At 61.4% G+C, this 20,548-nt stretch carries 21 protein-coding genes; 12 read left to right on the top strand and 9 right to left on the bottom strand.

The window, feature by feature from the left end; genetic code table 11:
• Positions 1-4 precede the first annotated feature (4 nt).
• The 3 genes from L6637_RS14600 to L6637_RS14590 all read left to right on the top strand — a co-directional run bounded on the left by L6637_RS14600 (position 5) and on the right by L6637_RS14590 (position 2,290).
• Positions 5-1,090: a YeeE/YedE family protein gene (locus tag L6637_RS14600; RefSeq protein ID WP_237864826.1), complete on the top strand. Its 1,086-nt coding sequence runs from the start codon at positions 5-7 to the stop codon at positions 1,088-1,090.
• Between the two features lie 84 nt (positions 1,091-1,174).
• Positions 1,175-1,726, top strand: coding sequence for a YeeE/YedE thiosulfate transporter family protein (locus tag L6637_RS14595; RefSeq protein WP_237864825.1), 552 nt, complete (start codon positions 1,175-1,177; stop codon positions 1,724-1,726).
• A 12-nt stretch (positions 1,727-1,738) separates the two neighbouring features.
• Positions 1,739-2,290, top strand: coding sequence for a YeeE/YedE thiosulfate transporter family protein (locus tag L6637_RS14590; protein WP_338076852.1), 552 nt, complete (start codon positions 1,739-1,741; stop codon positions 2,288-2,290).
• 2 nt (positions 2,291-2,292) lie between these two features.
• On the opposite strand, the gene L6637_RS14585 is transcribed toward L6637_RS14590, so the two are convergent.
• Together L6637_RS14585 and L6637_RS14580 are read right to left on the bottom strand one after the other, a co-directional pair.
• Entirely contained in the window at positions 2,293-2,610 is a 318-nt protein-coding gene (locus tag L6637_RS14585) for an ArsR/SmtB family transcription factor (protein ID WP_237871041.1), read from the bottom strand.
• Positions 2,611-3,459: 849 nt separating this feature from the next.
• The gene (locus tag L6637_RS14580) at positions 3,460-4,443 is read right to left on the bottom strand and encodes a zinc-dependent alcohol dehydrogenase family protein (RefSeq protein WP_237864926.1); all 984 of its coding nucleotides are present in this window, start codon (positions 4,441-4,443) and stop codon (positions 3,460-3,462) included.
• 336 nt (positions 4,444-4,779) lie between these two features.
• Between L6637_RS14580 and L6637_RS14575 the strand changes: the two genes are divergently transcribed.
• Positions 4,780-6,822, top strand: a complete 2,043-nt coding sequence (locus L6637_RS14575) for a protein-L-isoaspartate(D-aspartate) O-methyltransferase (RefSeq protein ID WP_237864822.1) — start codon at positions 4,780-4,782, stop codon at positions 6,820-6,822.
• Between the two features lie 452 nt (positions 6,823-7,274).
• Here L6637_RS14575 and L6637_RS14570 read toward each other — a convergent pair whose 3' ends face one another.
• Complete coding sequence (locus tag L6637_RS14570; RefSeq protein ID WP_271607233.1) at positions 7,275-8,381, bottom strand: OpgC domain-containing protein; 1,107 nt, start codon at positions 8,379-8,381, stop codon at positions 7,275-7,277.
• Positions 8,382-8,726: 345 nt separating this feature from the next.
• On the opposite strand from L6637_RS14570, the gene L6637_RS14565 reads away from it, so the two are divergent.
• Positions 8,727-9,293 (top strand): cytochrome b, encoded by a 567-nt coding sequence (locus L6637_RS14565; RefSeq protein ID WP_237864820.1) that lies wholly within the window; start codon positions 8,727-8,729, stop codon positions 9,291-9,293.
• 476 nt (positions 9,294-9,769) lie between these two features.
• Here the strand turns inward: L6637_RS14565 and L6637_RS14560 are convergent, their stop codons facing one another.
• The gene (locus L6637_RS14560; protein ID WP_237864819.1) at positions 9,770-9,991 is read right to left on the bottom strand and encodes a hypothetical protein; all 222 of its coding nucleotides are present in this window, start codon (positions 9,989-9,991) and stop codon (positions 9,770-9,772) included.
• Positions 9,992-10,122: 131 nt separating this feature from the next.
• Positions 10,123-10,989, bottom strand: coding sequence for a dienelactone hydrolase family protein (locus tag L6637_RS14555; protein WP_237871039.1), 867 nt, complete (start codon positions 10,987-10,989; stop codon positions 10,123-10,125).
• Positions 10,990-11,299: 310 nt separating this feature from the next.
• Between L6637_RS14555 and L6637_RS14550 the strand changes: the two genes are divergently transcribed.
• The 3 genes from L6637_RS14550 (at position 11,300) to L6637_RS14540 (ending at position 13,899) form a co-directional block, all read left to right on the top strand.
• Entirely contained in the window at positions 11,300-11,485 is a 186-nt protein-coding gene (locus L6637_RS14550) for a hypothetical protein (RefSeq protein WP_237864817.1), read from the top strand.
• Between the two features lie 508 nt (positions 11,486-11,993).
• Positions 11,994-12,860, top strand: a complete 867-nt coding sequence (locus L6637_RS14545) for a hypothetical protein (RefSeq protein WP_237871037.1) — start codon at positions 11,994-11,996, stop codon at positions 12,858-12,860.
• 166 nt (positions 12,861-13,026) lie between these two features.
• Entirely contained in the window at positions 13,027-13,899 is an 873-nt protein-coding gene (locus L6637_RS14540; protein WP_237864815.1) for a dienelactone hydrolase family protein, read from the top strand.
• Here L6637_RS14540 and L6637_RS14535 read toward each other — a convergent pair.
• Together L6637_RS14535 and L6637_RS14530 are read right to left on the bottom strand one after the other, a co-directional pair.
• Complete coding sequence (locus L6637_RS14535; RefSeq protein WP_237871035.1) at positions 13,896-14,300, bottom strand: DUF5413 family protein; 405 nt, start codon at positions 14,298-14,300, stop codon at positions 13,896-13,898. The genes L6637_RS14540 and L6637_RS14535 overlap by 4 nt on opposite strands.
• Before the next feature lie 74 nt (positions 14,301-14,374).
• Positions 14,375-15,571 carry an alpha/beta hydrolase family protein gene (locus L6637_RS14530; RefSeq protein WP_237871033.1) on the bottom strand — a complete coding sequence of 399 codons (1,197 nt, stop codon included), beginning with the start codon at positions 15,569-15,571 and terminating at the stop codon, positions 14,375-14,377.
• A 296-nt stretch (positions 15,572-15,867) separates the two neighbouring features.
• On the opposite strand from L6637_RS14530, the gene L6637_RS14525 reads away from it, so the two are divergent.
• Together L6637_RS14525 and L6637_RS14520 are read left to right on the top strand one after the other, a co-directional pair.
• Complete coding sequence (locus tag L6637_RS14525) at positions 15,868-16,086, top strand: hypothetical protein (RefSeq protein WP_237864812.1); 219 nt, start codon at positions 15,868-15,870, stop codon at positions 16,084-16,086.
• A gap of 80 nt (positions 16,087-16,166) precedes the next feature.
• Entirely contained in the window at positions 16,167-16,355 is a 189-nt protein-coding gene (locus L6637_RS14520) for a hypothetical protein (protein WP_237864811.1), read from the top strand.
• Between the two features lie 30 nt (positions 16,356-16,385).
• Here L6637_RS14520 and L6637_RS14515 read toward each other — a convergent pair whose 3' ends face one another.
• Positions 16,386-17,528: a dienelactone hydrolase family protein gene (locus L6637_RS14515; protein ID WP_237871031.1), complete on the bottom strand. Its 1,143-nt coding sequence runs from the start codon at positions 17,526-17,528 to the stop codon at positions 16,386-16,388.
• Positions 17,525-18,700 carry an alpha/beta hydrolase family protein gene (locus L6637_RS14510; protein ID WP_237871029.1) on the bottom strand — a complete coding sequence of 392 codons (1,176 nt, stop codon included), beginning with the start codon at positions 18,698-18,700 and terminating at the stop codon, positions 17,525-17,527. The genes L6637_RS14515 and L6637_RS14510 overlap by 4 nt, the downstream gene beginning before the upstream one ends.
• A gap of 252 nt (positions 18,701-18,952) precedes the next feature.
• On the opposite strand from L6637_RS14510, the gene L6637_RS14505 reads away from it, so the two are divergent.
• The gene (locus L6637_RS14505; protein WP_237864808.1) at positions 18,953-19,222 is read left to right on the top strand and encodes a hypothetical protein; all 270 of its coding nucleotides are present in this window, start codon (positions 18,953-18,955) and stop codon (positions 19,220-19,222) included.
• A 345-nt stretch (positions 19,223-19,567) separates the two neighbouring features.
• Complete coding sequence (locus L6637_RS14500) at positions 19,568-20,479, top strand: hypothetical protein (protein ID WP_237871027.1); 912 nt, start codon at positions 19,568-19,570, stop codon at positions 20,477-20,479.
• The last annotated feature ends 69 nt before the right edge of the window (positions 20,480-20,548 follow it).

The following is a 20,548-nucleotide window of genomic DNA, read 5'->3' as shown; positions in this document are numbered from 1 at the left end:
GGCCGTGCTGACCACACTCATCGATTTCATGGGGGAAGAGCGGCTGTCATGGCTGGGTGGCCTCCTGGTCGGTGGCCTGTTCGGGTTCTTCGCCCAGCGCAGCCGCTTCTGCCTGCGCGCGGCGGCAGTCGAATTCTCTCGCGGCGAGGGTGGGCCGCGCCTTGCAGTGTGGCTCTTGACCTTCGGCGCCGCGCTGGTCGGTACCCAGGCGCTGGTCGCGCTCCGCTTGCTTGACGTGTCTGAGGCGCGCCAGCTCGCGCAGCAGGGCAGCATCTCCGGCGCGCTTCTGGGCGGGGTGATGTTCGGCTGCGGCATGATCCTCGCCCGCGGCTGCGCCAGTCGGCTGCTCGTGCTCTCGGCCAACGGCAATCTCCGGGCCCTGCTGTCGGGCCTGGTGTTCGCGGTCACCGCGCAGGCTTCCTATCGCGGCCTGCTGTTGCCGGCCCGCGAGTGGGTGACCAATCTGTGGCTGGTCGATGGCGGGCCCTCGCGTGACATCATGGCGGTGTTCGGCGGCGGCACGCCCGAGAAGCTCGCTTTCGGCGGACTATGGCTGCTCGCGGGGCTCGCCTTTGCGTTTCGCAGTCATCTGCAGCGCCGGCTGATCCTCGCCGCGCTGGCCACGGGCGTGGCGGTGGTCGCCGGCTGGTTCTTCACTTATCAGCTCTCACAGGCCTCCTTCGCGCCGGTGACGTTGAAGAGCCTCACCTTCAGCGGGCCATCGGCCGAATTGCTGATGCTGGTGCTGAATAGCTCGCAATTGCGGCTCGGCTTCGATCTCGGCATCATTCCCGGTGTCTTTCTCGGCTCGTTCATCGCCGCGGCCAGCGCGAGTGAACTGAAGCTCGAGGGGTTTTCGGACGGGCTCGGCATGCGCCGCTATCTGCTCGGAGCGGTGCTGATGGGGTTCGGCGCGATGCTCGCCGGCGGCTGCGCGGTCGGCGCCGGTGTGACCGGGGCCTCAGTGTTCGCGCTCACCGCTTGGCTCGTGCTCGGTGGCATGTGGCTGGGGGCAGGGCTCACAGATCTCTTCGTCGACCGCGCCGACATGCCGCAACCGCAGCAAGCGATGGGTTCGCCAGGCGCCTAGTATTTTAGAATTTACTAAATTATATTTTTTGAATATGATTTCCCCGATGCGGGCCGGTCGCGCCGCTTATCCAGGGAAACGCACATGACCACCATCACGGAAAGCTACGTTCGCGAAGCGCCGCGCACCGCACGGATCGACTGGTCGCCCTATCTCGTCGGCGCGGGAATCGGGTTGTTGAGCTGGATTGCCTTTGCGGTGTTCGGCGACCCGCTCGGCGTCACCACCGCCTATTCCCGCGTTGCCTCGCTGTTCGCCCTCCCGGTGATCGGGCCGGAGGCTGTGGCGCAGAATTCCTACTGGAAGAGCATGCCGCTGAAGTGGGACTACGGCGTCTGGTTCCTCGTCGGCATTCCCGCGGGCGCGTTCATCGCGGCTGTTATGTCGGGGACATGGCGGCTCGAGCTGGTGCCGGAGGTCTGGAAGGAGCGGTTCGGGCCGTCGATCGCCAAGCGCTTCGTCGGCGCATTCCTCGGCGGCATCGTCATCATGTATGGCGCACGGCTTGCTGGCGGCTGTACCAGTGGACACGGGATCTCCGGTGGATTGCAACTCGCGGTGTCGAGCTGGCTGTTCCTTGCGGTGATGTTCGCCACTGGACTCGGCATTTCCGCACTCATGTTCCGCAAGCGCTAGGGAGAAATGGAGATGGCTGCGATGATGACAATTCTGGGTCCGCTGCTGATGGGCACGGCGTTCGGCTTTCTGCTCCAGCGCGGCAAGGTGACGAACTGCAACGTGATCGAGAACCAGTTCCGCCTGCGCGACTTCACCGTGCTCAAGGTGATGGGCACCGCGATCGTGGTCGGCGGGCTCGGCGTGCTGCTGCTCGTCGATACCGGCAACACCAAATACTACGTCAAGGATGCCAACATGCTCGCGGTCGCGCTCGGCGCCGCGTTGTTCGGTGTCGGTATGGTCGTCTACGGCTATTGTCCGGGAACGGCGCTCGGCGCCATCGCCACCGGCAGCGTCCATGCCTTGGTTGGCGCTCTCGGCATGGTCGCCGGCGCCATCCTCTACGCGCTGAGCTTCGACTGGCTGAAGGCCCATGTCCTCAACGTGTGGGCGTTGGGCAAGGTTCGCCTTCCGGACGTCACGAACATTCCGGATGTCGCGTGGTTCGCAGCGCTTGCGGTCGGCGCCGGATTGTTCTTCTGGTGGGTTGAATCCGCCGAAGCGAAGCAGAAGCGCGGCTAGCTTCAGCGCTTGCGCGGGGTGCAGAACAGACGGTGCAGGGTTGAGAACAGCTCTTCGACCCGCCGGTCGGCGATGCGGTACCAAATGACCTGGCCATCGCGCCGGGCGGCGACCACGCCTTCCGCCTTCAGCTTGGCCATGTGCTGCGATAGCGCCGAGGCGGATAGGCCGACCTCCTCGGCGAGAGTGCCGGCGCTGGCCTCGCCATACTCGACCAGCTTGCAGACGATCAGCAGCCGATGCTCGCTCGCGAGCATGCGCATCAGGGCGGCCACCTCCTTGGCCTGCCGTTCCAGCGCGCGCGTGTCGGCCTTGCTCATGTTCGCTCTGCCTATCTGTAGTCGTCAATAGCATCCGTGCGCGGGCTGTCAAACGCGTGGGCCGGCTCGCACCAGCGATGCGGGTGCGTTCCGACCGGACTTTGGCGCGAGAAGCCTCGTTCCCGTCGAGCTACCATTACGCCGGTTTGGGCAATCCTCCGTAGTGGTATTGATTGCCGGACTGCCGCAAAGGGGGCTTGGATCGCGAAGTGGGCCGGCACACTGAACGCGGACGAATGCTCCGACGTCTCGCTCCATCAGCTATGGCGGTGCGGCACTTTGATCGTGCGATAAAGCCCATCGTCGGTCGGATAGGTCCATGGGTGCGACGGTCAAGTCATTAATTGTTTTCAACCCGTGGCTATCTCTTAATCAGCGGGTCCCAGGTTCGAGCCCTGGTGCGCCCACCATTTCAAAAGCATTCTTCTTCAATAAGTAACGGGAAGAGCTGCCGAGAACAAAATGGGTCTCGGGCGACGTTTTCACGTCGAGGAGGTTTGGGGCCAGATTGCCGTGCGACTTTCCTTTCGTTTCCGTACCTTCACCCCTGCGATACGGCGCGTAGATCCGGTGGTACAGGCCAATCGCGTACCCGTCGCCGAATAGGATATCGGGGCGAACAAAACGGATGATCTGTTCTCCCCATCGCCGCAGGATTCGGTCTGCTGCAGAACCGGAATCGAACTGTTCGCGTCGGGGATTCCATTCGCTGCCCGCTCCAGGTCGTCAGGACCACCTTTGAATACAGCGAACGACCGTTCTCTCTGACGTATTAAGGAGTTTCTGGCCGCGCATTCCGGTCAAGCTGATTGGGCGGCCTGCGATGTGGCCCGAAACCTACGGCTACGATTATGGGCGCAACACGGCGGCACCAATAAGCTTGCCGTCTCTTAGGCAGGCGAGCGCTTCGTTGGCTTTGGTGAGCGGGAACACTGTCGTATGTGTGTGAATCTCGGCGTTCGCCGCCGCGGCGAGGAAATCGATGCCATCTTGTCGCGTGAGATTTGTTACCGATATGACCTGCCGCTCGCCCCAAAGGATACTGTAGGGAAAGGCGGGAATGTCGGACATGTGAATGCCGGCGCAAATGACGCGACCACCCTTTCTCACCGCACGCAGCGCAAGCGGCACCAATTTGCCGACCGGTGCGTATATAATGGCGGCATCCAGCTCGATCGGCGGTCTTTCCTCGGACGCGCCCGCCCAAGCCGCGCCAAGCGAAAGCGCGAGCTGCTGCGCGTCTCGATCGCCGCTGCGGGTGAAGGCGTAAATCGACCGCCCCTGGGCTCGCGCAACCTGCGCCACGATATGGCCAGCCGCTCCGAAGCCATAAATGCCCAATGTTTTCCCCTCGCCGGCCATCACCAGAGACCGCCAGCCGATCAGGCCAGCGCAAAGCAGCGGCGCGATGGCAGCATCATCGCCGTGTTCGTCGAGCGGAAAGCAATATCGGGCATCGGCGACCAAGTGGCTTGCAAAGCCGCCATCGCGCGTGTAGCCGGTGAATCTTGGGTGATCGCAGAGGTTTTCCTTATCTGCGCGGCAGTAGAAGCAATCACCGCAGGTGTATCCAAGCCAGGGAACGCCGACACGCATTCCCGGCACCAGATCCGTAACGCCTTCTCCCATTGCGTCGACGCGGCCGACGACCTCGTGGCCCGGGATAATTGGATAGCGAAGATCGGGAAGGTCACCGTCGACGACGTGCAGATCAGTACGGCAAACACCACAGGCGCCGACCTTGACGCGGACTTCGCCCGGACCAGGTGTGGGGTCCGGTCGTTGTTGGAGCGTTAGCGGCCCGCCGCGCTTGGATAGGACCATTGCATACATGTCGTCATCCTGACCTTGGGGGGTGCCGGGGCGTTCATTCATACAATTCTCACGGGTCCATCATTGCTCGGTTTGATGTCGATCAAATTGATGGATGAGCAATGGTCCCAAACTGAACATTGGAGATTAGCAGGCGCGCTGCAACTCCAACTGTGATCGTTGCCGCCGCCTTGTTGAGCGGCGCCAGTCCGAGTTCAGTGGCAGTCGTGCGTTTGGCTCGTTTTCATTCGTTCGACCGGTTAGCGGGACATATGGGCGACGGTCGACGGCACTATTGCAAAATAGCGAGACGTTTGCAGGCGCACTCAACGCAAGCGAGATGCAGGAGCCATCGTGATGGGATCGTTAGCGCCAAATCCGGATCGCTCTGATAAGCTCAAGTCGTTTCCCGCGCTCCGGGCAGAGATGGTCAGGCACAATATCGCTGCGCGCGGTGTGCGTGACGAGCTGGTTCTCGAGGCAATGGGAAAGGTGCCGCGCGAGCTGTTCTTGCCAGAGCAGCTTCGTGAATTTGCCTATGAGGATTCGCCGCTTCCGATCGCCGGGGGGCAGACCATTTCTCAGCCCTACATCGTCGCTTTCATGGCGGAAGCGCTCGTGCTCAAGGGCGGCGAGAAGGTGCTCGAGATCGGCGCCGGCTCAGGTTACGCCGCTGCGGTGCTGTCGGAGATTGCGGCCCATGTCTACACGGTCGAACGCCTCGGTGCCCTCGCCGAAAAGGCGGCGGTCGCACTTGCCGAATTCGGTTACGATAACGTCCACGTCCTGCATGGAGACGGCACCAAAGGCTGGCCCGAACATGCGCCCTACGACGCCATCGTGGTGGCCGCCGGCGGTCCGCAGGTTCCAAAAGCGCTCAAGGAGCAGTTGAAGGTCGGTGGCAGGCTGGTAATGCCAGTTGGCACCGATCAGCAGGCTCAGGAATTGGTATGCATCGTCCGCGTTTCGAAGGATGAGTATCGAAGCGAAGACATTGCCGATGTCCGCTTCGTTCCATTGATCGGAGAAGAGGGGTGGGCGACCGCAAAAGGCGAGACTAGCGTTCCCGTACGACGAGCGCTTCGGCCGGTCGCTCCGGAAGAGGAAACGCTTGTCCGTAATCTCGCCGACGCCGCAGAATCGTTTCCATCCATCGAAGCGGCCGATCTCAGCCCACTACTGGAACGTATCGGGTCGGCGCGCATCGTGCTGCTCGGCGAGGCAACCCATGGTACCTCGGAGTTCTACCGGATGCGCGAGCGCATCACCCGCGATCTGATCGTCAAGAAGGGTTTTCGCCTCGTGGCGATCGAGGCGGATTGGCCGGATGCCGCCAGGGTCGATCACTACGTGCGGCATTTCGAGTATCCGCCCTCGGAGTGGACAGCGTTCGCGCGGTTTCCGACATGGATGTGGCGGAACACCGAGGTGCGCGATTTCGTCATCTGGTTGCGCAAGCATAATGGCACGGTGGAGAAGAGTGAGCGCGTCGCGTTTCGCGGTCTCGATCTCTACAGCCTCTACGATTCAATTCGGTCGGTTCTCGACTACCTCGATGAAGTCGATCCCACCTCGGCGCGCGTCGCCCGCGAGCGGTATGGTTGCCTGACTCCGTGGCAGCGCGATCCCGCCACGTACGGCCATGCAGCGCTGACCGGATCCTATCCGACCTGCGAATCCGACGTAGCACGCGCACTCGCTGATCTGCTGGCAAAGCGCCGGGCCTATGCCGAGCACGATGGCGAGCGCTTTCTCGATGCCGAGCAGAATGCGCGCCTGGTAGCCAACGCCGAACGCTATTACCGGATCATGTACTACGGCTCTCGCGCGTCATGGAACCTGCGCGACAGTCATATGTTCGACACCCTCAAGAACCTGTTGGCATTCCATGGGCCGGACAGCAAGGCTGTAATCTGGGCGCACAACTCGCACGTCGGTAATGCCGCGGCGACTGAGATGGCGGCTCGCGGCGAGCACAATATCGGGCAGCACTGCCGCACGGCGTTTGGCGACCAGGCCTATCTGGTTGGCTTCGGCACCCACAGCGGCACGGTCGCCGCAGCGTCCGATTGGGGCGGTCCGATGGAGGTCAAGACCGTTCGCCCGTCGCTGTCCAACAGCTATGAACGGCTATGTCACGCGGTGGGGCTTCCGCGCTTCATGCTGGGCTTGCGCGGTTGCGGCGATCTCTGTGGCGCAAGAGGGCTTGGCAAGGAACGGCTCGAGCGAGCCATTGGCGTGATCTACAGACCCGAAACCGAACTTGCGAGCCACTACTTCCGGGCCAGCCTGCCGCAACAGTTCGACGAATACATTTGGTTTGACGACACCCGGGCGATAACTCCGCTTGATACCGCCGAGATCGTCGGGCTTCCGGACACCTACCCGTTTGGGGTGTGATCGCGCTAGCGGATATCAAGGCATGGTCTTGTTGGTCTCAATCTCGACAACAGTGACCGGGGACAGGGGACGAGTGGCATCGACATCGAGGTGACGTTGGATGACGGAAAGTCCTACTCGCAGAGCACCAGCCCGTGTCCCTATAAACGCCGGCGACCTCATCTGACTGGTGACGGAGCTGGGCGGGCCGGCTCAACAGCTGATCTACCGCGGTGCTCCGCACGGCCTCGATTTTCATCCGGAATATGCAGGCACTAAGAAAGCCTCCGACCGGGCGCTCGCGTTTTTGGAGCAACGGCTCAAACGGGTAGCGGAGCGAGACTTGGTTTCGTCAATTGCCGATATCGGGCCATCTCCCTTGAATACGCAACGGGTCCAACAAGCGACATTGAGCCCGCCCAGGCCGGTATGTGTAAGCCTGTTTGCAGCCAATCGAGGTTGACTACCGGCACCTAGAACAACGCTGGCGCGCGCCGGTCGAGCTTGGCTTCCCATGTCAGAATGTTGGCAACCGCGACCATGAGAGCGATGCCGAGCGCGGTGACCGCGGCTTGCATCGGTAGCCCATCGGACACGCGGTTCAGGATAACGAATGTCATAAAAGAAGCCAGTACGCTGAAGCAGAAGATCGGTAGCGAGTTTTCGCCACACCGGATCAGTGCCGTAGTCCAAAGCCCCGGCGAGCGACGGCCGTCCGGGGGCACGATGCGCGTCAATAGCGCAACGATTGCCAAGAAGTGGATGATCCGAACTGGGTCCAAGTGACTCTTATAGATCGGATAGAGCCAGTCCTCGATCATTTGCGGGATCAGCCACTTGAACGCATCCAGACGCCAACTCAAGGCAATTACGAGGCTGAACAATACATAGGCTGCGGCAAGCGATATGGTGACGCGCCGTTGTAGGATAGTCGCGAACTTCTCGGCACATGGACCGGCGGAGCAAGCGCCGATGACGAAAAGTATCTGCCATGCAAATGGATTGAAATAGAGTTCGCCGGTAGGCCAGGCAGGCCAATGCCAGCTATACAGTTGCACCATTAGATAGAGCATGAATGATGCAGCGAGCGCGATTGCCGCATTGCGGGCAATGAGCCAGAGCACGATCGGAAATGCGAGATGCAGTAAGACGAACGTGGGCAATATGTCCGTGTTGACGGGGGCGTACTGAAGAGCCAGGAGACGGAGGAGAGCCGTCCCCGGATTGTCGAAAAACCGCCTCGTATTGGTCTCGTCGAGGTAGGAGCTCGTTAGCCAGGCCAGCCCAAGATAGACGATCACGAGCAGCAGGAAAGCAGCGTAGATCTCAAAGCTGCGCCTGAGGCTGCGAGCAATGACGGTTGGCCAGCCTTGGCTACGCAGTGCGCCACCATAAGAGACCATGCACGTATAGCCCGATACGAAGACGAATACTTCGGAGGCGTCGCTAAATCCGTAGTTGCGAAGGGTCAGCCAGTCGAACACATTGCCTGGGATGTGGTCGATGAAAACAAACCACAGCGCCAACCCGCGACAAGCGTCTAGCCGGAAGTCACGATCATCAGCAGGACGGAGCGGTATCTGTGACCTCCATGTAGACTTTGTCTGATCCGCAAGATCAAGATGACCATGTCGCGTAACCCTGCTGCAGAGGGGAGCGACCAGCATTGTTTAAGACTGCGGCCATATGGTTGCACGAGTCTTGATCTAGAGCAAAGTGGCTGCCGCCCCGGTCGTGCAGCATCTGGTTTGCTGGATTCTGCATTATCCTCCCAAGGGCTGGGAAGCCGCCGCCTGCGGTCATTCGAGCAGGCGGCGCTATTTGTGTGCCGATTGGTGAAGCTGCACATCGCCTGCGCTCGAGCTGATTGATTCACGTCAACGAATTGATTCGCGTTTAGTCTATTGTGAATGAGAGGCTCCGATATGCAGCTGCTCAATTCAGACAAAGACTACGGCGCCATAGCGCAGACCTTGCACTGGCTGACGGTCGTTCTGGTCATTCTTGCTTGGATGCTGGGCATTTTTGGCGACGTCTTGCAGAAGGGCGAATCTCGCCAGACCGGCCTTGCCATCCACATTGCTGCCGGAAGCGCAATTCTCATTCTGCTCGTGGCTCGCCTGATATGGCGATCGATCAATCCGCCACCTGTATCGGAAGCGAACGAATTTGGCGCATGGCTCGCAAGGTGGGGTGATCCTGCTGCTGCGATCGCGCACTATACTCTTTACGCGCTACTTGTCGCTGTGCCTGTCGCAGGGATTGTGCTGCAATTCGCGCGGGGTAATGCATTGCCATTGCTCGGTCTCGTCGCCATTCCGTCGCCGTGGCTCAAGGATGCAGCCTTTGCCCACAACGTGAAAGAAGTGCACGAGCTGCTAGCGCATGCGCTAGTGGCTATCGCAGCGTTCCACGCGATCGCCGCGCTCATTCATCATTGGGTATTCCAGGACCGCACTCTCATTCGGATGTTGCCTCACTCCAAGGAATGAGACGGCTTAGAACCAGCCGACGTTTTTGCTTGCTCATACTCCGATGCTGTCGTGCGCTGGACGCCGTTGGCTCAGGCGGACGATTTCCGGCGCCATGTCGAAATGCTCAACCAAACTTGATGCGAGAAGAAGAGGCAGTGCGCTTGGAATGCCTTCAGCGATCCAGCCGCTTGGTGCACACCGGATCGCCTTTGGGCATGGGTTGGCAATTCCAATCGGGGCCGAAGCCGGTCGGCTGACGGAGAAACGGAAGCCGTACCGCAATGAAAGCGCAGAGACTGACCAACACCACAGCAAACAGGATGCTCAGAATATCAGCGCGCGTTGGGTGCCAGTGAGGCCATCGCATCTCTTAACTCCGAATAGAAGTGACGTCGAAACTATGCCACTTGAAGCAGCCGTGAACGACGACGTTCAGCACAATCGAAGAGGCTGCCCATTTCCGCGCCGCCTCTTCGATGCAGGTGTCGCATTCATTAGAGGTAATTACGCTTGCAGGATTGAATGTTCTTGTCCCTACCCGGATAATCGGCGCCAAAGGCGCCCACATATTTCAGGCAGGCCATATACTGCTTGTTGCCCATCCAACCGTAGTCCGGACCGAATGCGCCGGCGGATGCGGGGGAATAGGACGCGGTCAGCGTGGCAAGCGCGATCGCAGCGGCGAAGGTAGATAGAATGATACGAGAGGCTTTCATTGTTGTGCTCCTGAGTTGAGGCCGCACCATGCGGCGTGGGGGCACTTTGACTGAAGTGGATCGTACGGTCAGTGATTCTGTGCACACTCAAGGACACTGTGCGACTTTGCCTCTTTACAATGAAGACCGACCTACTTCTTCAACAGCGACGCGAAAAATGCGATCGCCTCCGCGGTCGCATCCCGGGTCGCTGCGGCGTTGGCGGGAATGTCCTGGCGGCTTGGACCCGGATCATCGAAATCGTGCGTCGCGCCGGGATATATTTTGAGTGTGATGTTGGCTTGCTGGGCCCGACTCACGTCGACGAGCTCGCTGCATTCCTGCGGTGATATTTCTTCATCGGCCGTCCCAACATACACGCGCAGCGGCGCGTACGGGATCAGGCCGGCTTTGAAATGTCCCTTCAGGCCACAACCAGGATAAAAAGCCAGCGCGCCGCGAAAGCCGCTGCTGGGCGAGCGCGATTTGAGCGCCGGCGTGGCCGATGACATTGTGGCAAGCGTGGCGCTTGCGCCGTTCGACCAACCCTGTAGCGCGATGCGGTCCGCCGCCACGTCGTTACGCGTGTGCAGATAAGCGAGTGCGCCATAGGCGTCGTACGGCCGCACGATCACTTCGTTCACGCTTTCCGGGCGCTGCTTGTAGTCCTGATGCGAGAAGCCTTGCGGAAAACCGCGCGGCCCGAACCCGTCCACGAGAATGGCGAGATAACCCTGTTGCGCCCACAGGTGTCCCCATTTCTGGTGCCGCTGCGAAAGCGTGGTTGCATCGTATCTGCCGTCCGCAAGAGATGAATAGGGCCCGGCGCGGCCGTGCATCATGACCACGGCCGGGCTCCGTGCCGCATGCGGGCCTTCCGGCTTGAACACATAACCGACCAGCGTGGTCTGGCCGTCGGCGCTCGGAAACATGACACGGTCGGGCAGCGGGCCGATCGGCGGCGGGGACGCCGCGATCGAAAGGAGTGCAGCAGCGGTGATAGCAACGAGCCGGCTCACGGAAAACGGGCGAGCAGAAATCACGACGGCACCTCAAATGATTGATCACAAACGAAGGGGAGCCTAGCTGAATTGCGAGCGCGAAATCCATGCAAGGTTCCCGCATCGCTCGTTGATCAATCTAGTCCGACGCCGCCGCCTTGTCCCGTAAACGGGCTGTAAATCCGGTGTAAACGGCTGTGAACGCTTGGAGATACCCTGAACGCGAGGCGTGGCGGCGTGACAGATGGGCATGGTGTGAATGCTCACATCGCGTCCAGACAGGCTGAGAGCCCTGGATGCTCAACACGACCAACCACAGGAGATAGTCATGTTACGTATGTCAGGTTTCCTCGCGATTGCGCTCAGCGTGTTTCTTTACGCCTCCGGCCCCGCAGCGGCGGGATTTACGAAGACGCCTCAGGTCTCCAAGGCCTACAATCCGCATATGAGGACGACCGTGGGACGCGCGATGGATCCGATGTGGCCGCGCGTGAGGCGCAATCCGTTCAACTAGGCCGGTTCGTCAGTTCATGCGAAACAGCAAGAAACAGCGTCGGCAGAGGTGAGGTGCGGTTATGCACTGCCTCTGCCGTCGCTCGAATCTCTTGAAAATGCTCCTGGAAAATCCGGCCACAGGCCGCCGTCGCATCCTGTATCCCAGCGACGTTGCCGGCACATCATGCTGTCGGCTTGCTCCCGAATTCATCGAAATGATGCATCGCGCCGCCATAGCTTGACGGCGGTCTCGGCTGGAAGGCCTCGACACGCGTCGACCTGATCGCTCCATTCGCCTGCGGCGATATGCCGTCCGGCGAGCACCGAGGCTGCTCCCTGATCAATCAAGCCTGACGGTGCTCGCGTGTCCCGTAAACGAGCTGTAAAGTCGGTGTAAATGACTGTAAACGCTCGTAAATCTCCTGAACGCCAGGCGTGGCGCAACGACAGATGGGCAGGTGTGAATGGTCACACCGCATCCCAACGGGCCGTGAGCCCTGGATGTTCATCAAGCACAGGAGACAGTCATGTTACGCACTTCAACCTTCCTCGCGATTGCCCTCAGCGCGACTGCGATCTGCTCTGCCACCGTCCCGGCGGCGGCTTTTCCTCTGAAGCTCCCTTCGACGGCGCCGGTATTGACCAAGCCGCAGGAGAGCCAGGTGGTCAGCCATATTCCGACAAAAGTCGTCGACGCTCCCCAGACGATCCCGGCAGCGCCTGGAATGTCGTCCGTGAACAAAAAGGTCATGATCCCGGCGCCGGGCATCTCCTCGGTCGGAAAAGCCCTGGACAACTGCACAACCAATCCGAAATTGTGTCAGACCTCAGTCACCCCGCCCTGGCCGCCCAAGCCTTGGCCACCCATTCCGCATTGTGAGGCCATGTCCGGCGAGGCGTTGCGACGGTGCTTGCGCGGGCTCCCCAACCCCGGCCCCGACCCCGACAACGACAAGGATGAGCACCACCATCCCGTCGTGATCTTCGTCCCGCAGGCGCCGGTTCAGGTGCCGGTTGCCGTGCCCGCCGCCGTCCCCTACAGCGCGCCGGTGCGCGTTGCGACCGGAAGCGGTTCAACCTCCACCGCGACGGCGCAACCGCAGCCCGTTGTTACGCCGGCCTGCGTGACTGCCGCCGACATTCCGGCGTTGGGCGCGGCGATCGACCAGCTGCTGCCCACCGCTCAGCTTTCCGCAGCCGACATGAGCAAGATCACCGAGCTCAGGCAGTTGATCCAGTTGCTCGCGACGGACGGCAGAGTGGCGGCCGCGCGCGACGTTGAGGAAGACGCCATGAACCGTCTCGGCTACCAGAAAGTCTGGCTCCGTTGCGGTCTCGGCACGTTCGAGTGGGAGAAGCAAGCCGCAACCACGCAGGCCAATCAAGCCAAGTGACGGGCCAAGTGAAATGAAGCAGCAGATCCGGTGGAGGCAACGCTCCAGGGCGTTGTCTCCATTGTGGCATGCGGACATCTTCGATTAAGCTGGCTGCAGAGGCGGCACCTCGGAAATGGCCGCGACCCCGCGATGCGCGTGGAAGCGAAGTGAGAGAGCAGGCGTCATGATCGCACTCGGGCGTTGGATCCTTGGCAGCGTGCTGGCGCAGTGGCTCGCGGTGTCGGCGGCTGCGGCCGTTCCCGAAACCGTTTACTTCAAGAGCGCCGACGGCCAGGCCGAAATCGTTGCCTACCTGTTCAAGCCAGCAACCCGCGGGCCACATCCGGCCGTCGTAATGCTACATGGCCGCGCTGGACCTTACTCCGCAAACGACAACGCCGGGTGCACGTTTGTCGGACGAACCGTCCAGTCCCCCTGCAACGCGGCGACCCTGTCGATGCGGCATCAGATGTGGGGGCAGTTTTGGGCGGAGCGCGGCTATTTCGCGCTCCTGCCCGACAGTTTCGGCCCGCGCGGCAAGGCGCACGGCTTTGGCCGGTTCACCCACCACGATCCGGACCGCGATAGCGTCAACGAGTTGACGGTGCGGCCGTTCGATGCCGAGGGCGCGCTTACTTACCTGCTTGCGCGTGGCGACGTCGTCCAGAACCGCGTCTTTCTGCAAGGCTGGTCCAATGGCGGCAGCACGACACTGAACGTGATGATCCGGCAGGGCAAACAGACAGGCTTTCGTGCCGCGTTGGCCTTTTATCCCGGCTGTGGAAAGGAAGCTTTGCTTGACTCGACCGTCCTGACAACGACACCCATCACGATGTTCCTCGGGACGGATGATGAAGAGGTCTCGCCGGAGATCTGCCAGCATGTGGCCGAGCGTTCGCGCGCTGCCGGCACGCCGGTCGATGCGCTGCTATATCCCGGCGCGACCCATGATTTTGACGATCCCGGCGAGAAGCGTCAGTCCGTACCCGGTAATGTCGCGGCCAAGGCCGATGCGATGTCGCGCGCGATTGCGATCGTCAACGCCGCCGGGCACTAGGACGTCGTGCCGCGTGGCACGGGTGTTGTTCTTCCTGTCAGCCATGAGCAGATGGCCGCGGGCACCGCGCCGATGATTCCAAACAGAAAGAGGTGGGGCCCGTGAATTGAGCCGGTCAGCAGCGCCGCCAACAGCGGCGTGAAGATGAACACATACCCGGCGAACGCCGTCCAAAGGATGCGATACCTTATGTTTCTCCTTGCCAGGACATCGTCCACCACGGCTGTCAGCAGCGCCGGCAGCAGTGCGAGCATATAGGCCAGCGGCAGGAGCACCAATTGACCATAGTCTGCCGTGCCTTTCTCGCCCAATGCCCAGTTCAGGATTTGCAGCATTCCCCAGAACGCAACGATGAATGCGAGCGGCGGAAACAGGACTGCGAACACCACAAATCGCCTCATGTTTCCTCCATTTGCATGCTGGCAGCGCTGCCTATGCTGTTCATGTCCGGCACCTGGATTCAAACCTTGGCTAATCAGCGCGCCGATTGCTGAACGAAGTTCGCAATTGCATCGCTGAGGCCGGGAGCGAGCGGGAGATTCGGGTTCGAATATGCGTCCTGCTGGCTTGCGCGATCCGCTGGCGCCATCTTCAGCACGTGATTCATACCAGAAATGGTGAGACAAATCGCGTCGGGGCGTTCGGCGGATAGCGCGTCGGCGTCCGCGGAGCTGATCTGAAGATCGTGCCCGCCGGAGACGATCATCACCGGCAAGGTCAGAGTTTTGATCTCTGTCACCGGGTCGATCGCCAGTTCGGAAATCATGTAGCGCTGTATGCTCGGCCTGAACAGTGCGTGCAGAGCCGGGCTCACGTTGGGGACCAACTCACCTCGCTCGAGTGTGGCCAAAATAGTCGACGCCTCGCTCTGGAGCGCAGCATCCATCCTAAATCCCTGCAACTGCTCCCGGATGACGTCGCCGAGCTTCCTGCCGGGCGTGGCGAGCAGTACGATGCCGGCAACAGAGGTGCGTTTGGCAGCGAGCAGGGCGATCACGCCGCCTTCGCTGTGCCCGGCGATGATGCGGGGTCCGAGATCGGGGCGCCGTCGCAGCCAATCAAGCCAGGTGACGGCATCGTCGACGAAGGAGTTGAGCACAAAATCTTCCTCGCGAAGGCCGGCGACGGCACTGCGTCCGACGGCGCGCTTGTCGTAGCGCAGCGACGCGATGCCCTTTTCGGCGAGCTGTTCGGCAAGCTGCCGTAGTTCGCCGGGACCCGTGCCGCCCTGGTTGCCGTTCCGGTCGGTCGGGCCGGAGCCGCCGATGAGCAGCACGACCGGCGGGTGCTCGACATCCCTGGGCTTGAGCAACGTCCCCGACAGGCCGTCCATGGCAACGTCGTCGCCCCTGGTTTCGGGAGCCGCGACTGGTTTGAACAGCAGGCCCGCGATCTTGCCGGTCGGCGCCATGCGGATCCGCCAGCTGGCGGCGCCGCGTTCGAACGTCACCTCGTAGATATCAGTGCCGTTCTCGGTGCCCGCGAATTCGAGCTGCTGAACGCGGCCGAGCGATTGGAGCAATCCCGCGATCGCCGCGGCCTGCGCCTGCACGGCAGAGCCCAGCTCCGGCTCCATGCTGCCGGTATCGGGAGCTCCCTGCTGCAAATCCGCGATGATTTTTCGCAGCGGAGCTTCCGTCGGCCGGGAAGCGTCATTCTGTGCAAACGCCATGAGTGTTCCTTCAAAGGGAAGCGGCGAAATGGCACACCACAGGATGGCCACGGCGGTGACGGCGGCGAACCGGTTCAGGTGAAGCGAATGCGTTGGGATCATCACGGCCTCTGGGGTGGCGGCACAGATGTCCTGTAAACAGGCTGAAAACGCGATGTAAACGGCCGCAAACGCTGCGCAATACCCTGAACTTGGGCGGTGGCCGAGTGACTGATGTGCAGGTGTGAACATTCACATCCCGTGCAGACCGGTCGCGAGCCCGGATGCTCATCCATTCCGTACCCCAGGAGGTCATCATGTTGCGCACTCAATGTTTGCTGGCGATCGCACTCGGTGTTGCGTCGCTTGGCTCTGTCGCTCCGGCGTCGGCATTTCCGCACGCAGGCACGATGCTGCACCCGGTCGAGGTTCAGGGCCAGCAGTTGCCGCTGCCGCCACGCCAGCTGAAAGTGGCTCCGCAGTATTGCGAGACTCACAACTGCCTGATGCCGCCCCGGCCCGGCGGCGACCGCTAAGGCCATGGCAGGTGTTGGGCCGCAAATGCCAATGCTCACATCCGCCATGCTCAATCACCTCATATTAACAGGAGACAGTCATGTTCCGCGCTTCCATCCTCTTGACGATCGCACTTGCAATTGCAGCGATGAGCTCTGCCGTCAGCCCGGCGTCCGCGTTCCCCTCGCAGGTTTTCGGCGCCCGCAACGAACAGGTCTATACGCACTATCATCCGATTACATCGGCGCATCCGAGAATGTACCCGCCTCCCCCCAGGAAGAAGAAGTGACCTTTCTAACCTCGACTGGTGGGGTCTTGCTCATAGCGATCCAGTCCAGCGATCGTCTTCCATCACGATCACGCAAGGCTCGCCCTTTCGTTGACAGGCGTCCAGGGCGAGCTTGCGCGCGTCGTCGAGAGTGAGCGCGCTCTGGTATGAGGCATTCTGTTTTCCGGGCGTTCGCGCCAAGGCCTTTTCGCCTGGAGCGGCCAGATAGGCCTGTACATAGGCGCGCAACGACTGCGGCCACTGCAGTTTCTGCAGCACGACGTCCACGTTGAAGATCGGCCAGGTCGGAAGATTGTGCGCCCTGAGAAAACTGTCGAGCTCCACCAGCCACTGCGTTCGACCGACGATCGAATACATCCCGGTATGCCCGTCCTCGCCGATCGGCTCGAGCAGTACGAGCTTGAGATCGGCTCCGGCTCCAGCAAATGACGACCGCATGACCTCGATCTGATCGGGCGGATGATTGAGATCATTCTTCGCAAACAGCCAGAGATTAGGAGTGTGGCTCCGCGCGCCGAGGTTCCTGAAATCGACGGGAATGGATTCGCGCACGGCCGCGCAGCCGGCCCAATGCTCGCCGCCGGCGATGTTGACGACGGCCGCGAGACCTGGAAGGTTCCGCGCGCCCAGCGCGACGGAGGCTGCGCCGCCTGCCGATCCACCCACCGCAATCATTCTTGTTGGATCGGCATCTGGCCGCTTCGCGACGACTCCGATTGATGCTTCGATATCGTCGGCGTCCGCATTCATCCACGCCATGAATGCATCCGCTGCACATGACGAATCCGCCTGGGCCGGACCGTCGGATAGTCCGTACCCGCGCCGATGGATCGCCACGGCGAGCCAGCCCCGCCGTGCCATGTCAGCCAACAGATTGATGCCGGGATCGTTGACGGTGAGACTTTGATCCAACGTCATTTCACGATAGGCGGGCCTGCCGTGATTGAAGAAGACAATCGGCAATCGTCCCCTGGCATCGGCGCGTTTGACAAACAGCGCTTCCAGACGGACGTCCTTGCCTCCGATATTGACGCGCAGATATTGCCGTTCCTGAACCAGGTCACCTGATATCGCCGATGTCACCATCCCGATCGACAGGGCGATCGCTACGGTAATTGCCTTGGCGCAGAGCTGCGATGTTGCGGCCCGCTCGGACTTTCGCTCGCCAATCATCGTTCTTCCCCGATCCAATGAAAGTTCTCCATGACGATGGCGCAGTCCTGTGCGGCTTTCTGGCAAGTCGCCAGGGCGCCGCTGCGAGCGTCGTCCAGGCTTTTGGAGCTGATTTGATAGGTCACCGGCAGGCGCGGCTCAGCGCCGAGCTTGTTTTGGGGACGGACCCATGCCGCTTGCAAGGTCGGCGAGAAGGCGAGCGCCTTTTCGCCCGGTGCCGAATAATATTGCACGAGAAACCCTTGAAGATTCTCTCGTTCGATCCTGTCCGTAATTTTCAGTCTGTCGATCACATCCTTCACGTCCGTCATTCCCCAGGTCGGCAGGTTTCTTGCCCGCAGGAAGCCATCCATTTGCACATACCAGGCCCGGGTCGCCTGGCCGAAGATGGGGGTGCCCACGTCGCCGTCGTGGAAGAACATGACGAATTTGACATCGCCGCCGGCGTCGAGAAATGCGGTGTGCAAACGCTCGGCAAGATCGGGGCCGAATATCTTGTCGCTCTTGGAATAGATCCAGAGGTTCGGTACGCGGCTCGTGCTCCCGAATTTCCTGTATCCGTCGATCAGGACGTCATTCATCGGGCAGTTCGATTCAGACTGAAGCCCGCCCGAGATTGAAACGACTCCAAGGAGTCCGCGCGGGTTGCGCGCGGACAGCGCCACGGCCGCGACGCCCGCTATTTCGGATCCGATTACAATCACTCTGCTAGCGTCGGCGTCGGGCCGTTGCGAAATGTCACCGATGGTTGACTGCAGATCGTCCGCCGCCGTGGTCGCCCATGCGTCGAATGAAGCTGGCTGGCACGCGACCGGTGTCGGTTTCGGGCCTTCGGAGCTGCCAAAGCCGCGCCTTATCAAGACGACCGCCAGCCACCCACGTCGCGCCATGTCCCGCGCGTTATGTGCGTAGGTTGCCGTGGTCACGGTCGCTCCGGCCGTCGCGGTTGCTGCGCCGCCGTTGGTAAAGAGGGCGATCGGTAACCGGCCCTGGGCGTCGGACCTTTTCACGACGAGCCCCTCCAGACGAACCGTATTCGCCCCGATGGTGACGGGAAACGACACAGGCGTCTCCGTGAGATCGTCGGACCATGCGGGCGAGGCCGCCATGCAGACGAACGTCGCAAGCAGGATCGCAAGGCGGGCACCCATCACGGCGTTGTCCTTCTGCAAAGGTCCACGTGGCACGGCCGCATTGTGCACGGGTCTTGCGCAGGCGGTAGTCATTCCAGGCCGACGGTGGTTTCGCGGGGCGCGTTAATGGCCAGTGAACCGCATGTAAACGGCAGTAAAAGCTCGCAAATCTGGCGAACTTCGAAGCCGGGCCCGATGACAGATGGGCATGGTGTGAATGTTCACATCCATCCCAACGGGCCGCGAGCCCCGGATGCTCAACCCATCTCGAACCAACCAAAGGAGATCGTCATGTCCCGCAAATCAATCCTCTCGAACGCGAAGTTGCTTCTCGCTGGAAGCGCTCTGGCTCTCGCCATCTCGACCGGAGTTGCCACCGCTTCCCCGTTCGACGGCGTTTCGCTGTCGATCGGGGCGAACATCATCGAGGCTGCGCTGTCGTGTCCTCCGGGCACGCATGCCGGCTACGAGGGCAAATATTGCTGGCCCAATCGTCCGCGTGCTTGTCCGGCCGGAACCCATCTGGGCTACGAGGGCAAGTACTGCTGGCCCAACGGGTAACGGCAGCGTGTTGGCACGTGTCGCTCGTTCGGGCGCTGGATCAGATCATCATCGGCAGAGAACAGGCCGCCTCATTGGGCGGCCTGTTTCTTTTCGTGCCTCCGATCCTGCCGGCGGACACCACACGACGATCTGCGCCTCACGACATGGAGAGCATTCAGAGGGCAGGACGCAGCCCGCCTCCGCGGCCGTGAGCCAAAGCGGCGAGCTGGTGCGTAAACGGCCGGTTAACATGGTGTAAACACCTGTAAACGCTTGGGAATCTCGTGAACGGCGTGATGTGGCGGGAGTACAGATGTGCAGGTGTGAATGGTCACATCCCATCCCGACGGCGGTGAGCTCCGGATGTTCAACCGCCGCGAACCAACCCTGGAGACAGTCATGTTACGCACTTCGACCCTTATGGCGATTGCCCTCGGTGTCACCACCATCGCTTCCGCCGCCACCCCGGCAGCGGCCTTGCCGTCGCAGGTCTTTGGTGGCGTCAGCCCGCACATCGCCGGGCAACTTCACCCAACAACCGGCGTGCAGGCGAGCCAGGACGCCGTTCATGTGTTGGCCCCCAAGAAACCCACCCCCCCTGCGCCCGAGGTGCCGATGAAAATTCCGCCGGGCCAGGCGAAGACTTCACTCGACGGTAGGGCCGAGATCCCGGTGTCGAAGCTTCCCGTCGGGAGCCCGACGATGAAGCCGCCGCAGATCCCGGTCTCGGAATTGCCGCCGCCGCCCTACAAGCCTGGTCCCGGCGTCGACAATGTCTGCCCGCTCAATCCGTACAAGTGTCCGCCGAAGCAGAAGAAGGACGATGATGATTCAGATAAGGGCCACGGTCCGATCGTGATCCTGACGCCCCCGGTCGCCGTTCCGGTGCCGGTAGCCGTCCCCGCCGATCTCCCGGTGCACGTGGCCAATGCAAGCAGCGCCGGCGTCACCGCGCAAACGAGACCCGCTGTCAGTGCACAGCCCGCTGCTCCGCAGTGCCAGGCCGATGCCATTCCTGCACTCGCAGCGGGAATCGACGAATTGCTGCCCAACGCCCAACTCTCGAACGATGACCGCGCAAAGGTCGCCGAGCTTCGGCAGATGATTCAGGATCTGGCGACGGACGGAAAAGTGGCCGCCGCGCGCAACGTCGAAGAAGTTGCCATGTTCTATCTCGGCTACCAGAAGATCTGGCTCCAATGCGGGCTGGGCACCTTCGCCTGGGCGCCGGTCGTCTACAATGACGCGGTTCGGACCGCGGATCAGTCCAAATGAAGCCGCGGGGACTTGTGCAGGCGGAGGCAACGCGCCAACGTGTTGCCTCCGATTTCCTTTGAATACCAT

This window comes from Bradyrhizobium zhengyangense (assembly GCF_022012435.1).
Taxonomy (GTDB): Bacteria; Pseudomonadota; Alphaproteobacteria; order Rhizobiales; family Xanthobacteraceae; genus Bradyrhizobium; species Bradyrhizobium zhengyangense.
This window is presented reverse-complemented; position numbering and strand designations above follow the sequence as displayed.

What these genes read in the sequence shown, in the direction of transcription:
- L6637_RS14595 (WP_237864825.1), top strand. Translation starts at nt 1,175, where the DNA reads ATGACCACCATCACGGAAAGCTACGTTCGCGAAGCGCCGCGCACCGCA.
- L6637_RS14590 (WP_338076852.1), top strand. Translation starts at nt 1,739, where the DNA reads ATGGCTGCGATGATGACAATTCTGGGTCCGCTGCTGATGGGCACGGCG.
- L6637_RS14585 (WP_237871041.1), bottom strand. Translation starts at nt 2,610, where the DNA reads ATGAGCAAGGCCGACACGCGCGCGCTGGAACGGCAGGCCAAGGAGGTG.
- L6637_RS14580 (WP_237864926.1), bottom strand. Translation starts at nt 4,443, where the DNA reads ATGTATGCAATGGTCCTATCCAAGCGCGGCGGGCCGCTAACGCTCCAA.
- L6637_RS14575 (WP_237864822.1), top strand. Translation starts at nt 4,780, where the DNA reads ATGGGATCGTTAGCGCCAAATCCGGATCGCTCTGATAAGCTCAAGTCG.
- L6637_RS14565 (WP_237864820.1), top strand. Translation starts at nt 8,727, where the DNA reads ATGCAGCTGCTCAATTCAGACAAAGACTACGGCGCCATAGCGCAGACC.
- L6637_RS14560 (WP_237864819.1), bottom strand. Translation starts at nt 9,991, where the DNA reads ATGAAAGCCTCTCGTATCATTCTATCTACCTTCGCCGCTGCGATCGCG.
- L6637_RS14550 (WP_237864817.1), top strand. Translation starts at nt 11,300, where the DNA reads ATGTTACGTATGTCAGGTTTCCTCGCGATTGCGCTCAGCGTGTTTCTT.
- L6637_RS14545 (WP_237871037.1), top strand. Translation starts at nt 11,994, where the DNA reads ATGTTACGCACTTCAACCTTCCTCGCGATTGCCCTCAGCGCGACTGCG.
- L6637_RS14540 (WP_237864815.1), top strand. Translation starts at nt 13,027, where the DNA reads ATGATCGCACTCGGGCGTTGGATCCTTGGCAGCGTGCTGGCGCAGTGG.
- L6637_RS14535 (WP_237871035.1), bottom strand. Translation starts at nt 14,300, where the DNA reads ATGAGGCGATTTGTGGTGTTCGCAGTCCTGTTTCCGCCGCTCGCATTC.
- L6637_RS14530 (WP_237871033.1), bottom strand. Translation starts at nt 15,571, where the DNA reads ATGGCGTTTGCACAGAATGACGCTTCCCGGCCGACGGAAGCTCCGCTG.
- L6637_RS14525 (WP_237864812.1), top strand. Translation starts at nt 15,868, where the DNA reads ATGTTGCGCACTCAATGTTTGCTGGCGATCGCACTCGGTGTTGCGTCG.
- L6637_RS14520 (WP_237864811.1), top strand. Translation starts at nt 16,167, where the DNA reads ATGTTCCGCGCTTCCATCCTCTTGACGATCGCACTTGCAATTGCAGCG.
- L6637_RS14515 (WP_237871031.1), bottom strand. Translation starts at nt 17,528, where the DNA reads ATGATTGGCGAGCGAAAGTCCGAGCGGGCCGCAACATCGCAGCTCTGC.
- L6637_RS14505 (WP_237864808.1), top strand. Translation starts at nt 18,953, where the DNA reads ATGTCCCGCAAATCAATCCTCTCGAACGCGAAGTTGCTTCTCGCTGGA.
- L6637_RS14500 (WP_237871027.1), top strand. Translation starts at nt 19,568, where the DNA reads ATGTTCAACCGCCGCGAACCAACCCTGGAGACAGTCATGTTACGCACT.